This is a genomic window from Nocardia sp. Root136, from assembly GCF_001427185.1.
GTDB lineage: Bacteria > Actinomycetota > Actinomycetes > Mycobacteriales > Mycobacteriaceae > Nocardia > Nocardia salmonicida.
Window position 1 is genome coordinate 380231 of the sequence record NZ_LMFE01000007.1, and the last position, 14543, is coordinate 394773.

At 68.1% G+C, this 14543-nt stretch carries 10 protein-coding genes; 6 read left to right on the forward strand and 4 right to left on the reverse strand.

Annotated elements, in window-relative coordinates; genetic code table 11:
• Window positions 1-111 precede the first annotated feature (111 nt).
• The 4 genes from ASD42_RS18855 to ASD42_RS18875 all read left to right on the forward strand — a co-directional run bounded on the left by ASD42_RS18855 (window position 112) and on the right by ASD42_RS18875 (window position 2107).
• A complete protein-coding gene (locus ASD42_RS18855) occupies window positions 112-357 on the forward strand; it encodes a hypothetical protein (RefSeq protein WP_156677505.1) in 246 nt (81 codons plus the stop codon).
• 18 nt (window positions 358-375) lie between these two features.
• A complete protein-coding gene (locus ASD42_RS18860) occupies window positions 376-1119 on the forward strand; it encodes a TNT domain-containing protein (protein ID WP_056818422.1) in 744 nt (247 codons plus the stop codon).
• Entirely contained in the window at window positions 1116-1391 is a 276-nt protein-coding gene (locus ASD42_RS18865) for a hypothetical protein (RefSeq protein ID WP_056818423.1), read from the forward strand. The genes ASD42_RS18860 and ASD42_RS18865 overlap by 4 nt, the downstream gene beginning before the upstream one ends.
• Before the next feature lie 335 nt (window positions 1392-1726).
• Complete coding sequence (locus ASD42_RS18875) at window positions 1727-2107, forward strand: VOC family protein (RefSeq protein ID WP_056818427.1); 381 nt, start codon at window positions 1727-1729, stop codon at window positions 2105-2107.
• A gap of 69 nt (window positions 2108-2176) precedes the next feature.
• Here the strand turns inward: ASD42_RS18875 and ASD42_RS18880 are convergent, their stop codons facing one another.
• Window positions 2177-2578, reverse strand: coding sequence for a MerR family transcriptional regulator (locus ASD42_RS18880; protein WP_056818429.1), 402 nt, complete (start codon window positions 2576-2578; stop codon window positions 2177-2179).
• A gap of 49 nt (window positions 2579-2627) precedes the next feature.
• Here ASD42_RS18880 and ASD42_RS18885 point away from each other — a divergent pair, with 49 nt between their 5' ends.
• Window positions 2628-3506, forward strand: a complete 879-nt coding sequence (locus ASD42_RS18885) for an NAD(P)-dependent oxidoreductase (protein WP_056818431.1) — start codon at window positions 2628-2630, stop codon at window positions 3504-3506.
• A gap of 17 nt (window positions 3507-3523) precedes the next feature.
• Here the strand turns inward: ASD42_RS18885 and ASD42_RS18890 are convergent, their stop codons facing one another.
• Complete coding sequence (locus tag ASD42_RS18890; protein WP_056818433.1) at window positions 3524-4147, reverse strand: TetR/AcrR family transcriptional regulator; 624 nt, start codon at window positions 4145-4147, stop codon at window positions 3524-3526.
• A gap of 94 nt (window positions 4148-4241) precedes the next feature.
• On the opposite strand from ASD42_RS18890, the gene ASD42_RS34940 reads away from it, so the two are divergent.
• Entirely contained in the window at window positions 4242-4751 is a 510-nt protein-coding gene (locus ASD42_RS34940; RefSeq protein ID WP_200950476.1) for a hypothetical protein, read from the forward strand.
• A gap of 43 nt (window positions 4752-4794) precedes the next feature.
• On the opposite strand, the gene ASD42_RS18900 is transcribed toward ASD42_RS34940, so the two are convergent.
• Together ASD42_RS18900 and ASD42_RS18905 are read right to left on the reverse strand one after the other, a co-directional pair.
• Entirely contained in the window at window positions 4795-9414 is a 4620-nt protein-coding gene (locus tag ASD42_RS18900; RefSeq protein WP_056818435.1) for a non-ribosomal peptide synthetase, read from the reverse strand.
• Between the two features lie 43 nt (window positions 9415-9457).
• Window positions 9458-14530: a non-ribosomal peptide synthetase gene (locus ASD42_RS18905; protein ID WP_056818437.1), complete on the reverse strand. Its 5073-nt coding sequence runs from the start codon at window positions 14528-14530 to the stop codon at window positions 9458-9460.
• Window positions 14531-14543: the final 13 nt, after the last annotated feature.

A 14543-nucleotide genomic window follows, 5' to 3' on the forward strand; every position in this document is an offset into this window, starting at 1 on the left:
CGCGAGGGAATCGAAGGGTGGCCAGAAGTCAGCTTGGCGGACCTCGTGGGACGCCTCGACGAAGAACTCCGAGAACCGCTTTCGCACTACCTGCTTGAGTGTCAGTCGCTGGTGTCGACCCAGTCGATGGCCGACCCGCTCGACCCGGCACGAGACCATGGTGTTCCGACCGGGATGTCGAGCGACGGCACCTGGGTGTGGTCCACATACTGGGGATACTTCGTGCGGGAGTACGGGATCGCGGTTCCCACCGAGTTCATCGACCACGCCCGATCGCGCAATTTCGCGCCGGTGACGCTCGACGATGCCGAGCAGGAACGCATCGACAGCGCACTCGAAGCAACGTTCTCCGACTGAGCTAGAAGAGGTTTCATCGTGAACATCGACGAACTCACCATGATCTTGCGGGGTCTTGGTGTTCCCGACTCGGTTGCCTCGGTCGGGAGACTTCGCGACGACCACTACTGCTTGGTGCCGGGCCCCGATGGCTCGTTCGAAGCTTTCTGGTACGAACGCGGCGGCCCACATGACCTGTGCGTATACGACAACGAAGCCGCTGCCTGTTTCGGGTTCCTCGGGTTGATCGGCGGAGCGCTCGACGGGTCACAGCCACTGGGACCCGGTCGCGGTACGGCCGGGTCGGTCGGCGGCGCGTCGATCAGTAGTCCGGCCGTTCAGTCGATTCTCGATGACGGTGATCTGTTCGGCGGCATGCGTGAAGCGCAGTGGGCAAGAGAGTTCGTGGTATCGGAAGATGTCGGAGCTTCGGCGGGCCGAAGGCTGCTCCGCTGGCCCGATCCGACACTTCATCCCGATGGCTTCGCGACCGCCACGGGCCGGACACCAACTCGGCTCGACCCGGGCCGGATCATGGACTCGTTCGGCACCACCTTCACCCGACTGCTCTACGACATCGGTACGCCCTTCGGCGCACGCTCACTTCCGATCGACTACGCCGAATCCGGATACCGGCGATGGAAGGTCCTCACGCCCACACCAGTGTGGTCCGGCCCCGTTGCACCATGGTTCGCCAGACCAGGTGGCGGAAACCAATACTTCACCGTGATGCCGGTCGTCGATCTGGTCGGCTCAGGATTCATCGAGGAGATTGCGGTATGACTCCGAACGACGATGTGTTCTCCCAGAATCCGATCAGCCAACTCAGCAGGTTCTCCCACGTCGACTCGCCCGCAGCTCTGGTCTCGGAAGGTGCACTGCGCGAACAATCTTGGTGCCTGATCGAGGTAGAAGACGGATGGTGGGACGTCTTCTACTACGAACGCGGCGCTCGAACCACAAAACTCGGCCGCGCCAAGACCCGTCTCGCCGCGCTCCGGCTACTCGGCGGGCGTCTGCTCTACACCGACATCCTCAATCGCGCCACTGGCTGAAGCGGGCCGTGGATGCCCCGACAGTGTCGAACCGCTCGCCGGCCGCGAAGAACAAGTAAGGAAGGCAGGCCTGTGGCGATATATGTGGTCTTTCGGAAGACTTCGGAAGATTCGACGGGGGTGACCTACGAGTTCGGTGGGGCGGATCACCGATTCGATCGGGCGCTGAAGATCAGTGCTACGGATTATTCGGTCGAGGTGGAGGACGGGCGGGGCGACAATATGACTGTGCGAGTGGCGGGGATGGCTATACGAGGGCATAGGGCAGACGGAGTCTGGCCCAAGGCTGGTATTCACCAGGCGTGAGTCGGCGGCGCGGGCGTAAGGTCGCGCTTATGGCTTGTAGGATCACCGAACTTGTCATCGATTGTGCCGACCCGGAACTGCTGGCCGACTTCTGGTGCGAAGTGCTCGGCTATGTCGTGCTCGACCGGGACGAGGGTGACGTCCAAATCGGCGCGCCAGGAACCGAATTCGGCGGACCGCAGCCCACATTGCTGTTCAGCCTCAGCATCGACCCCAGACGGGGGAAACTGCCGATGCACCTCGATGTGAACGCCACCGACCGTGATCAGGACGAAGAACTCCAGCGTTTGCTCGCCGCGGGTGCCCGCAATGTCGATATCGGACAGACCGGCACCGAAACCTGGCACGTGCTGGCCGACCCGGAGGGGAACGAATTCTGCCTGCTGCGGCGGCGAGTGGGGCCGGCGTGAGCCGATGCGTGGCTGGAACGGCTTCGATAGTCGGTCTTTAAGCCTGCACTGGCCGCAGCCAACTATTACTCAGGCGAGGATCGGTTCGGTTCCGTCGAAGGGTGGGTAGGTGTCGCTGGTTGTGCGTTCGGCGGCGGCAATGTAGACGGCCAGGGCCTCGCGGGATCGGGTGAGGCGGTCGATCTGGTCGTCGAGGCGATGGAGGCGGGTTCGCATGGCGGACAGTAGTTCTGGGCAGGCGGGGAGGGTGGGGGTTTCGCCTTCGGCGCAGGGCAGGAGGTAGGCGATGTCTTCGGAGGACAGGCCCGCGCCGAGCAGGTGGCGGATCTGCTGGACGCGCAGTGGGGCGGTTTCGTCGTATTCGCGGTAGCCGTTCGGGCTGCGGTGCGCGGACATCAGGCCCTGGGCTTCGTAGTAGCGCAGTTGGTGGGTGTTGACGCCTGTGCGGGTACTCAGTTCGCCGATTCGCATGGCATCCTCACTTGACCTTCATACCGGTATGAACGTTGATGATGCTGCCATGAACAACGCAACCGACACATCTGTGACCGTCATCGGACTCGGGCTCATGGGCCAGGCGCTCGCCGGCGCGTTCCTCGCCGCCGGACATCCCACCACCGTTTGGAATCGGACGCCCGCCAAGGCCGACCGACTGGTCGCCGAGGGTGCGCGGCTCGCGCCGACCATCGGTGACGCGCTGCGAGCGGGCTCGATCACGATCATCTGCGTCTCCGATTACCCGGCCGTCCGTGAACTGTTCGACACCACAGAGGTCGGCGACACGACCTTGCTCAATCTGACCTCGGGTGACTCGGCACAGGCCCGCGAGACCGCCCGCTGGTTCGCGCGGCGTGGCGCTCACTACCTGGACGGCGCGATCATGGCCATCCCGCAGGCGATCGGAACACCCGACGCGGTGATTCTGCACAGCGGTCCACAGGCCGACTTCGACACTCATCAGTCAACGCTGGAGGCGCTGGGCACCGTCACCTACCTCGGCGCCGACCACGGCCTCGCTTCCCTGTACGACGTGGCGGGGCTGACCATGATGTGGAGCGTCCTCAACGCCTGGCTCCAGGGCACCGCCATGCTCAGAACGGCCGGTGTCGACGCCGCGACGTTCGCCCCGTTCGCGCAGATGATGGCGGCCGGGGTGGCCACCTGGCTGCCCGGGTACGCCGAGCAGATCGACAACGGTTCCTATCCCGCCGAGGTGGCGGCCCTGGAGACCGACGCGCGAACGATGGCCCACCTGATCGAGGAGTGCGAGGCGCTCGGCGTCAACGCCGAACTCCCGAAGCTGATCAAGGCGATTGCTGATCGCTCGATCGCCGCAGGTCACGGCGCCGAGCAGTATCCGGTGCTGATCGAGGAGTTCAGCAAGCCTCGCAACGGTTGACATCCCCACCCACTCGCCTATTGGCCACGTATCGAGCTGAGAACCCCGTCCAGCAGCCGATCGAACTCCGCGACGGACCCGAAATCGGTCAGCTGTGGAGCAAGCTCGGCCATGGTCGGGAACTGGGTCGCGTCGATAGCGGGCACCCTGTCGGCGCTGTCGGGCGACACGCTGAGGACAGCCAGCAGATAGCCGTTGAGGAAGCTGAACAGCAGCAGTGGCGTGTCCGCGATCGCGCGCTCGGGCAGACCGGCTGCGCGCATCGCGGTCAGCAGTCGTTCCAGTGCCGCGAGGGCCGTCGGCGAAGTCTGTGGGCGCGTGGCCAGCAGTGCGACGACGTGGGGGTGTCGATAGGCGGTCGCGCGGTAGCTGTGCGCCGTCGCGCGAGCGATCTGTGCCCAGTCGTGGGTCGCCTCTTCGTCGACGGTGACCTCGGCGAGCACCGCTTCCGACACCGCGTCCAGCAGTGCGGCCTTGCCTTTGATGTGGCTGTAGATCGACATCGGGTCGACCCCGAGTTCATCGGCAAGGCGCCGAACGGCGAAGCGTTCGAGACCATCTCGGTCGACGAGTGCGACAGCGGCGGCCGCGATGCGTTCGCGGGTGAGTCCCGCCGAGGTGCCCCGCGTACGTCTGGCCAATCTTCCATCCCTTCGCTTGTCAAACCTACGTCGTAGGATATACCGTCGAACGCAAATCTACGGCGTAGGTTTACGAGCGAAACACGGAGGCGATATGAACGACGCGACTGGCGGTTCCATCGGGAACCGACCCGAATCCGGGAGTTCGGCTCTCGCCGCGATGTATACGGGTCTCGGACTCAGCGTGATCACGACGATCGTCCCGTACGCCACTCGACAACTACTGGCCGAACACATCCGAGACGGCTACCCCAGCTACACCCAGACCCAGGTCGACTCGGCGGTCGGAACCTACCTGGTCGTCCTGACGACCATCGGCGCGCTCGGAACGATCGCCTGGCTCTGGTCGATCTGGACAGTGCGGGCGGGACAGCGCTGGGCCCGACCGATCGCGACAGCGCTGGCGGCGCTCGGCGCCACCGTGGGGCTGACCGAACTCCTCACCAGGGATACCTCCGGCGATACCGGGCTCCCGCCGCTGCTCGGCTGGGTCCTCATGACCCCGTCCCTGGTAGGCCTGCTGGCGGTCGTACTCCTGTGGCGGCAACCGCCACCCGACCGGCGCGGGCGCACATCCACCGCGAACCGCGAGGCCACCGCATGATCGCGCCGGGCTCATCCAACCGGAGACGACCTCGACAGCCAGGTCAGCCAGCGACCTCATCGGGCGTGGTTGCGCTGAGGTCCAGTGCGTCGGCCAGAGTTGTGATCGCCTGAGCCCACAATTCTGCCAAGCGGGCGGCTCCAGTGTCGGTGAACAGGGATGCGCTCCAGCGGAAGTTGGTGGTCAGCGCGGAGCCTTCCGGCGTGGCGCCGATGCCCGCGATGACATCGACCGCGTAACGCAGGGGTAGATCCGGTTCCGGGTCGAGCGGAAGTGCGGTGTCGTGTTCGCCGACGAGCAGTGACCAGGGGTCGGTTTCGTTGCCGCTCAGGTCGATTCGGCCGAGGTAGTTGAACTCGACCTGGGGTTCGGCGGCGGTGCGGAGTTCCGCGGAACGGTTGACGTAGCGGAGGAGTCCGTAATCGAGGCCCTGGTTGGGGATTTCGCGCAGGTGCGCGGAGACCGAACCGAGCAGGGTGCGAGCGGCGGCGGGGTCCGCTTGTGCGCGTGCGACATCCACCGCGTTGTCGCCGACGCCGAGGCGTACGGGGAAGACACTGGTGAACCAACCGAGGGTGTTGGCCGTGTCGGTGCCGAGGGTGGTGTCGGCGCGGCCGTGGCCTTCCATGGCGATCAACGCACCTGCGGCCGGGTCGTTTCCGTTGTCGGCGTGGAGTGAGGCCATGGTCATGGTGAGGGCGGTGAGGAGGAACTCGCGGACGCCCTCGTCCTTGCCGACGCGGTTGAGCAGGCGCTCGGTGACCGCGACCGGAGTCGCCACCGTGCTGACCCGCAGGCTGGACCAGGTGTCGGTCGCCGGGGCGGGGTGCCGGGAGCCGAGTGCGGCATCGGGCTCGCGGACCTGTGTGGTCCAGTAATCGCGCTGAGCGAGGACTTCCGGCTCGGACGCGCGCTGCCACATGGCCTCGGACCACTGTCGGTACGAGGTGAACTCGGGCAACATCTTCGGCGTCACGCCCGCTTGGATCTGTTGCCAGGCGGCGGCCAGTGCGTCGAGCATGATGTGCCAGGACACGACGTCGACCGCGAGGTGGTGCACGGCGAGTAGCAGAATGTCCGCGACATCGGAGCCGGCGCCCCGGAACCACACGGCGCGCACCATGTCCCCCGTGCGGGGGTCGATGGCGTCGTTGGCGATCCGCGCGAATTCGGTGATGGCCGAGCCGAGTTCGTCACCGGAAAGGCCCGAGGGCGCTTCGATGACGAGGTCGGCGGCGTTCACCACGCCGGGCGCCCGGGTGACCATACGCGGCCCGTCGGTGGTGTCGGTGAGCACCGCGCGCAGGGTGTCGTGCGCGTCGAGCAACGCCTGGAGGGTGGATTCCAGTGCCGCGCGGTCGATTCCGGCGGGCAGACGCAGCAGCGCGGTCTGGGTGAAACGACGGTAGTTGCCGTATTCGTACATCCAGGAGACCACCGGCAGCGGCGGCACCACACCGTAGGCGTCGGCGCCGGACTGCGCGGCGGCGGCCGGTGCGTCGTCGACGGCGGCGGCGAGTTCACGAATAGTCGGGCAGGCCAGCACCATTCGCGGATTGAGGGCGAGGCCGCGACGGCGGGCCTTGTTGACCAGGGAGATCGCGACGATGCTGTCGACGCCGAGTTCGTAGAAGTCGGCGTCGATGCCGGGTGCGCGGCCGTCGAAGAGTTCGGCGAAGAGCTCGCTGAGCGCGATCTCCGTTGCCGTCTCGGCGGCGGCGTTGCTGTCGGCGACCGAGAGCGACTGCTCGGCGAGCTCGTTCAGCGCGTGGCTGTCGAGCTTGCCGTTGACGTTCACCGGCAGCTGATCCATGACGACGATGCGCGCGGGAATCATGTACGCGGGCAGGCGTTGCGCCAGGTCGGCGCGCACGCGGCTGACGATCACGGCGCGACCGGCCTTGCCGACGACGAAGCCGACCAGCGACGCACCACCGGCACGGCGCACCACGGTCACCGCGGCGGTGTCGATATCGGCGGAACGGCGCAGCGCGGTCTCGATCTCGCCGACCTCGATGCGATAGCCACGCACCTTCACCTGGGCGTCGGCGCGCCCGAGGTAGCCGAAACGGCCACCGGGAAGCCTGCGCACGAGGTCACCGGTGCGGTACATGCGCTCGCCGGGGCGCGTGGGGTCGGCGACGAAACGGTCGGAGGTGATGGCGGGTTTGCCGAGGTAGCCGCGGGCCAGCTGCACGCCCGACAGGTAGAGCTCGCCGACGATGCCCTGCGGGACGGGTCGCAGCCGGGAGTCGAGCACGTAGCCGACCATGCCGCCGTTGGCGGTGCCGATCGTGGGGATCTCCGAGGTGGCGACAGGCGCGACCACGGCTTCGACGGTCGTCTCGGTGGGGCCGTAGCAGTTGTACACAGCCGTCCCGGGCAGGGCGCGCAGTCGTGCCCACAGCGCGGTGTCGATGGCCTCGCCGCCGAGGGCGAGCACCGACAGTTCGCGGTCGAGCAGGCCCGCTGCCGCCAACTGCGCGAGCATCGACGGCGTGGTGTCGATCATGTCGATGTCGAATTCGGCCATGCCTGCGACGATTCGGTGCGCGTCGCGCATCTCCTCGGCGTCGAACAGGTGCAGGGCCTGTCCAGCGAAGAAGCCGACCATCGGCTGCCAGGAGGCATCGAAGCCGAGCGACCAGGCGTGGGCGATCCGGAGCGGTCGGCCGAGCCGGGCCGTCGCCGGGCGGTAGAAGCGCTCCAGGTGATCGGCGAAGTAGCCCGCCAGCGCGGCGTTCGTGCCGACCACTCCCTTGGGCTCGCCGGTCGAGCCGGAAGTGAAGATGATGTAGGCGCTGTGGTCGAGTTCGCGGTGGACCGCGGGCGACTGTGCGGGGCGGGCGGCGATCCGGTCCACGACCGCGGGCGCGTCGAGCGCCAGCACCTGGACCGATTGCCCGAAGTCGATGCCGGCATCGTCGTTCACGGACACCGTGTCGAGATTCGTGCCGTCGAGCAGTGCGCGGTTCTCACCGAGGACAAGGGCCAGCGTCGGGTTCGACTGGCGCAGAATCGATGCGATGCGACTCACGGGGAGCGTGATGTCGACCGGGACGTAGGCGGCGCCCGCTGCGAACGTCGCCAGGATCGCGATGATCGAGCGAGGACCACGCGGGAGCATCAGGGCGACAACGGTTTCCGGGCCGACACCGTGGGTGACGAACTCGCCCGCCATCCGGCAAGCCTCGTCGTGCAGCGCACGGTAGGTGAAGACCTCGCCGTCGGTCGTGGTGAGCGCGATCGCGTCCGGAGCGGCCGCGGCCTGCTGCTCGAACAGTTCCCACGGCGTGGCCGTCGGTGCGGCCGTGATATCGGTTGCGGCGCTGCGGAGTTCGGCGTGTTCGGCCTCGGAGAGCAGGTCGATCGACTCGGTGGTCGCGGTGGCATCCAGGGTCGACAGGGTGCGCAGCACGGTGAGCATCCGGGCGCCGAGGTCGGCGGGGTCGAGGTGACCGAGGAGGGCGGGGATCGCCTCGACGAGGACGAGGAGTTCGCCGTCGCTCAGGTGGGAGACCACCGTGAGCGGGTAGTGGGCGAGGCTTTCCATCTCGATCGGGCGGAACTGCGCGCCGTCGGGGGCGGTGACCGTCTGGATGGCGTCGTCGATGGGGGCGTTCTCGAAGACGAACAGGGTGTCGAACAGGGCGCCGTGGCCCGCCGCGCGCTGCAGGGTCGACAGGCTGAGGTAGCCGATGTCGCGCATGGTGGCCGAATCACGTTGCAGGCGTGCGCATTGCGCGACGACCGGCTCGACGGGATCGAGGCGGTGCACGACCGGAACGGTGTTGATGAACAGCCCGACCATGCCTTCGACGCCAGCGAGCTTCTCGGGTCGGCCGGAGATCGTGGTGCCGTAGACGACATCGCGACGGTCGGTGATGCGACCGAGCAGCAGCGTCCAGGCGAACTGGACCGCGGTGTTCAGCGTCATCCCGTTGCCGCGCGCCCACTGCTGCAACTGCTCGGTTTCGGTGGCGGACAACCGGAGTCGCGTGGTCTCCGGAACCGCGGAGCCGCGATCACCGGCGCCGTCGGCCAACACCAACGGTGCGCTGACCTGCTGCAGGTATTCGGCCCAGCGGCGAGCCGCGGCGTCGTGGTCCTGGGCACCGAGCCAGCCGATGTAGTCGCGGTAGGGACGGGGCGCGGGGAGACCGTCGAGGGCGCCGCCCGCCTGGTAGACGGCGAGCAGTTCGGTGAAGAACACCGCCACCGCCCAGCCGTCCATGAGGATGTGGTGGGCGGTGAGGATCATCCGCTTGCGCAGCGCGGGCGCGTCGGTGACGTCGAGCAGCAGCACTCGCAGCGCGGGACCGCGACTGAGCACGAACGGGACGCGGCGCTCGGATTCGGCGATCGAGTCGAATTCCGTGGACAGCGCGGCCCGTTCGGCCCACGGCAGCTCCGCGCGTGACGGGATGATCTGCACCGGCTTGGGCACATCGGTGTCCCAGAACGCGGCCCGCAGGTTCGGATGACGGTCCAGCATGGCCTGCGCGCTGCGGTGCAGCAGGTCGGTGTCGAGCGGGCCGTCGATATCGACCACGAATTGCATCGTGTACAGGTCGATCTCGGTGCCCGTCAGCCGGGACAGGGAGAACAGCCCCTCCTGCAGCGGGCTCAGCGCGAGTACGTCTTCGATCTGCGGCGCACTCATGCTGCGTCCCTTCCTAACTGCTCGTTCATCCCGACGTTCGTGCTCATCCCTGTGCGGACCAGGCGGCCGTCAGCGCGGACAGGGCGTCGGATTCCAGGCCCGACGCGCTCATCGGCGCGTGCGAAACCTGTTCGGGCTCATCGGCTCGAGTCGCGCCACCGGCGGCAGCGTCTACGGCGGCGGCCAATTCGGTGATCGTGGCGCACTCGAAGACCATCTGCGGCGACAGCGGCAGGCCGAGGGCATCGGCGCGGGCCGACCACTGGATGGAGATGACACTGTCGCCGCCGAGGGCGAAGAAGTTGTCGTCGCCGACGACCTCGTCGATCTCCAGCAGTTCCTCGATCAGGGCGATCAGGGTGCGCTCGGTATCGGAATCGGTCGCGGCACCGGTGGCGACGGCGCTCGTCGCTATCGGGGCAGGCGGGGCGAGCAGGCGCTCGAGATCCGCGGCAGGCAGCACCCGCAGGTCGGCGACCGGCAGGTCGGGTGTCTCGGCGAAAGCGCGCAGCGTGGCGGCGAGCGCGTCGGCGATCAGCGCGGCCGTGGCCGGGTCGTACAGATCGGCGTTGACGACGACGCGCACATCCATGCCGCCGTCGGCGGTCACGTTCAGGCTCAGGTTCAGATCCAGGAACGAGACGTCGAAGTCGGCGGGCAGCACGGTGACGGTGGTCTCGCCCGAGGAGGCGAAGGGCAACGTGGTCGGTGCCCAATCGGCGCCGCGGAAGTGGATCATGCTCTGGAACAGCGGGTTCCGTGAGCGTGAGCGACGCGGGTTGAGCGCTTCGACCAGTCGCTCGATCGGGAGCTCCTGGTGGGCATTGGCGTCGAGCACCACATTGCGTGCCCGAAGCACGGTGTCGTGCAGGGTCGGCGCGTTCGACAGGTCGTTGCGCAGCACGACCATGTTGGCGAACAACCCGATCATGGCCGTTGTCGACGGATCGGTGCGCGCCGCGACGGGAGTGCCGAGGGTGATGTCGGTGCCGCCGCCGAGGGTGTGCAGCAGGGTGGCGACCGCGGCCTGGCACACCATGAATTCGGTGGCGCCGCTGCGGATCGCGAGCGATTCCAGTCCGGAGCGAACGGCGGCGGGCAACGAGAAGTTCACCACTTGACCGCGCTTGCCGAGCACCGGCGGACGCTGCCGATCGTGAGCGACCGCGATCTCCTCGGGGACGTCGGCGAGCGCGGCACGCCAGTAGTCGATCTGGTCGGTGGCGAACGCGCTCGGCGCGGCCTGGTCGAACAGTTCACGCTGCCACAGTGCGTAGTCGGCGAACTGGACCGGCAATGCCGCCCAGTTCGGGGCGACGCCCAGCTCGCATCGAGCACGGTAGGCGGTGGTGAGGTCGTCGAGCAGCACGCCGAAGGACGCGTGGTCGGCGACGATGTGGTGCACGAGCAGCGAGAGCACGTGGGTGTCGGCGTCGAGGACGAGCAGTTCGGCGCGGATCAGCGGCTCACCGTCGAGGGTGAAGTGGTAGTCGGCGATCTCGGCGAGTGCCTCGGTGAGCTGGTCGGACGCGATCTCGCGCACCGGCAGCGGGACCGGAGCGGCGGGGTGCACCACCTGGTAGGGCACGCCGTCGTGTTCGGGGAACGTGGTGCGCAGCGACTCGTGCCGAGCGACCACGTCGTCGAGTGCGGCACGCAGCGCCGCGATGTCGAGTGCGCCGTCGAAGCGCATGGCCAGCGGCAGGTTGCCGACCGAGCCGGCACCCTCCATCCGATACTGGAACCACATCGCCAGCTGCGAGTACGACAGCGGAACACGCTCGCCACGCGCGCGCCCACCGATCGCGGGGCGACCGGTGTCGGTGGTCTCGCTCTCGGTCGCGGCGGGGGCGTCGTCGAAATCGTTGTCGACGGCGTCGAGGTCGATGTCGAATTCGGCCAGGAAGCGGGCGACCAAGTTGGCGGCGAGGGCGGCGGGGGTCGGGCTGTCGAAGACGACGCGGACGTCGAGTTCCACGCCGAATTCGGCGCGGACCTGGGCAACCAGCCGGGCCGCGAGCAGCGAGTGGCCGCCGAGCTCGAAGAAGGAGTCCTCCGCGCTGACCTCGTCGAGGCTGAACAAGGCGCCGAACAGGGCGCAGACCTTGCGCTCGGTGGCCGTGGCCGGGGCGCGGTGGGTGCGCACCACGGCGGGGGTCGCCGCGGGCAGGGCGCGCTTGTCGAGCTTGCCGTTGACGGTGAGCGGGATCTCGGGGATCACCGCGAACGCGCTGGGCACCATGTATTCGGGCAATCCGCTGGCCGCGAACGCGTGGACCTGTTCGAGGTCGACGGTGCCATCGGCGGGCACCACATAGGCGGCCAGCATCGCGCCGATGGCCGGGTCCTCGGTCACCACGACAACGCAGTGGGCCACGGCGGGATGCGCGGCGATCGCGGCTTCCACCTCGCCGAGTTCGATGCGGAAACCGCGCACCTTCACCTGCTCGTCGGCGCGACCGACGAACTCCAGCTCACCGAAGGTGTTGCGGCGCACCAGGTCGCCGGAGCGGTACAGCCGAGCGCCCGGGGTGAACGGATCGGCGACGAAACGCTGGGCGCTCAGCGCGGGTCGGTCGAGGTAGCCGCGGGCGAGCTGCTCACCGCCCAGGTAGAGCTCACCGACGACGCCGTCGGGCACCAACTGGAGCGCCTCGTCGAGGACGTAGGTGTAGACGTTGCGGTTGGGGATGCCGATCGGCACCACGCCGGTACCCTGCGGGCCGGAGACCGGCATGTGGGTGGAGCAGACCACGGCCTCGGTGGGGCCGTAGTGGTTGCGCAGTTCGGCGTCGAGGGTGTTGGCGAAGCGGTCGGCGACCTCGCCGGGCAAGGCCTCGCCACCGACGGGGATCTGGCGCAGCGACTGCCATTCACTGATCTCGGGCAGCAGCAGGAAGGTGCTCAGCATCGACGGCACCATGTGCAGCACGGTCACCTGGCGGCGGCTGATCAAGTCGGCGACATAGCGGATGTCGCGGAAAGCGTTGGGCTTGGGCACGATCAGCTGCGCACCGACGGTCAGCGTGATCGCGATATCGACCAGCGACGCGTCGAAGCTCACCGACGACGACTGCATCAGCCGGTCGGCGGGGGTCATGTTCCAGTCGGCGGTGAAGCAGACGATGTGTTCGGCGATCGCGTTGTGCGGCACCGGAACACCCTTGGGCTTGCCGGTGGAGCCGGAGGTGTAGATGACGTAGGCGAGGTTCGACGGGCGCAGTGGCCGCAGTCGCTCGGCATCGGTGGGCGCCGTCGCGGGCAGCTCGGACGCCGCATCCTCGGCGGCAGCCAATTCGACTGCCCCGAGCAGTAATCGAGGATTCGCGTCCTCGACCAGGTACTCGATGCGGTCCTCCGGGTAGGCCGGGTCGATCGGCAGGTACGCGCCACCGGCCTTCAGCACCGCGAGCACGGCGACGATGAACTCGACCGAAGTGCCGAGCCGAAGGCCGACGATGTCTTCGGTGCCGATGCCCTGCTCGATCAGCCAGTGCGCCAACCGATTCGCGCGAGCGTGCAGCGCGGCGTAGGTGAGCTCCACATCATCGGAGACCAGCGCCCGCGCCTCGGGATCGGCGGCTGCGGCCGACTCCAACAGGGCGACAAGGGTTGTCGCCTCTTCGTCGACGAGCACGCCGTGCGAACGGTCGAGCAGCGCGGCGCGATCGGCGTCGCCGAGCATGTCGAGATCGGCGAGCCTGCGCTCCGGGTCGCGCAGGGCGCTGTCGAGGAGACGACCGAAATGGACGAGCAGCTGGTCGACGAGGGCATCGGCGAGCACGTCGGTCTGGTACTCGGCTTCCACCACCGCGCTGCCGTCGGCCTCGAGCACCACGGCGAAGGCCAGCGGCACCTGCGCGCTCGCCGCGCCCAGTTCGAGTTGGGTGGACCGCACGCCGTCGATGGCGAAACCGTCGGCGCTCTTGCGCACGCTGAAGCCGAGGCGGACCAGCTGATCCATGCCGTCGCGTCCGGCGACACGGTCCGGATTCGCTTCACGGACAACACGATCGATGCCGACCCCACGGCGCGCGAACGATCCGGTGCAGGTGTCGCGCACGCCGGCGACCAAGGTGGCGAAATCGTCGCGGCCACCGATTCCCGCGCGCAGCAGCAAGGTGTTGCCGAAGTAGCCGATGAGCTGTTCGGTGCCGACGGGACGGTCGGTCACCGGGATGGAGACCAGGAAATCGTCGGCGGCGGTGTAGCGGTGTACGAGGGCGTCGAAACCGGCGAGCAGCACCATGAACGGGGTCGCGGCCTGTTCGCGCGCGAACTGTTCGGTGCGCGTGACGAGGTCGGCGGGCAGCCGGTGGGTGCGGCGGCGGGCGTGCCTGCCCGCGCCTGCCGAGGCGGCGCCGGGGAGCTCGAGCGGTTCGGGCAGCGGGCGAAGGGCGTCACGCCAGTAGGCGACGTCGTCCTCTGCGGGCTCGGCAGTGGGCGCGATCGCGGCGAACTGCACCGTGTCGGGCTGGGAGTCGGCGGCCGACGCGTCGGCCGCGGGTGCGCCGAGCCGGTAGGCGGCGTTGAGTTCGGCGAAGAAGATGGCCCAGGAGTCGTCGTCCCAGCAGATGTGGTGGATGGTGAACAACACGACATGCTCGTCGACCCCGGTGCGGATCAGCGTGGCACGCAGCGGGAGCTCGGTGCCGAGGGCGAAGGGGCGGGCGAAGTCACGCTGGGCCAGCACCTCCACCCGCAGGTCGCGACCCGATTCCGCGAGCTCGGTGACGTCGTGGGTCGACCAATCGGCGCGGGCATCCGCAGTGAACACCTGGAATGGAGTGCCGTCGACATCCGCGCCGTAGGTCGTGCGCAGGATGTCGTGGCGCGCCACCACCGTGTCGAACGCGGCGTGCAGGCGGTCGGCGTCGAGCGGGCCGGTGAGGCGGTAGGCGACGCAGATATTGAGGGCGGTGTCGTCGGCGTCGCGGGTCTGCAGGAACCACATGCGGCGCTGGCCGGGGGTGAGCGGGCGCCGCTCCCCCGCCGGGATCCTCGGTACCGCCACGGGTTCGGATTGCACGACCGACATGCCGCGTTCGCGCAGCTTCTGCTGCAGCAGCAGTTTGCGGCGTTCCGCGACGGACAGGGTGGCTTCGGTGTCAGACATGTTCTTCGGCCCC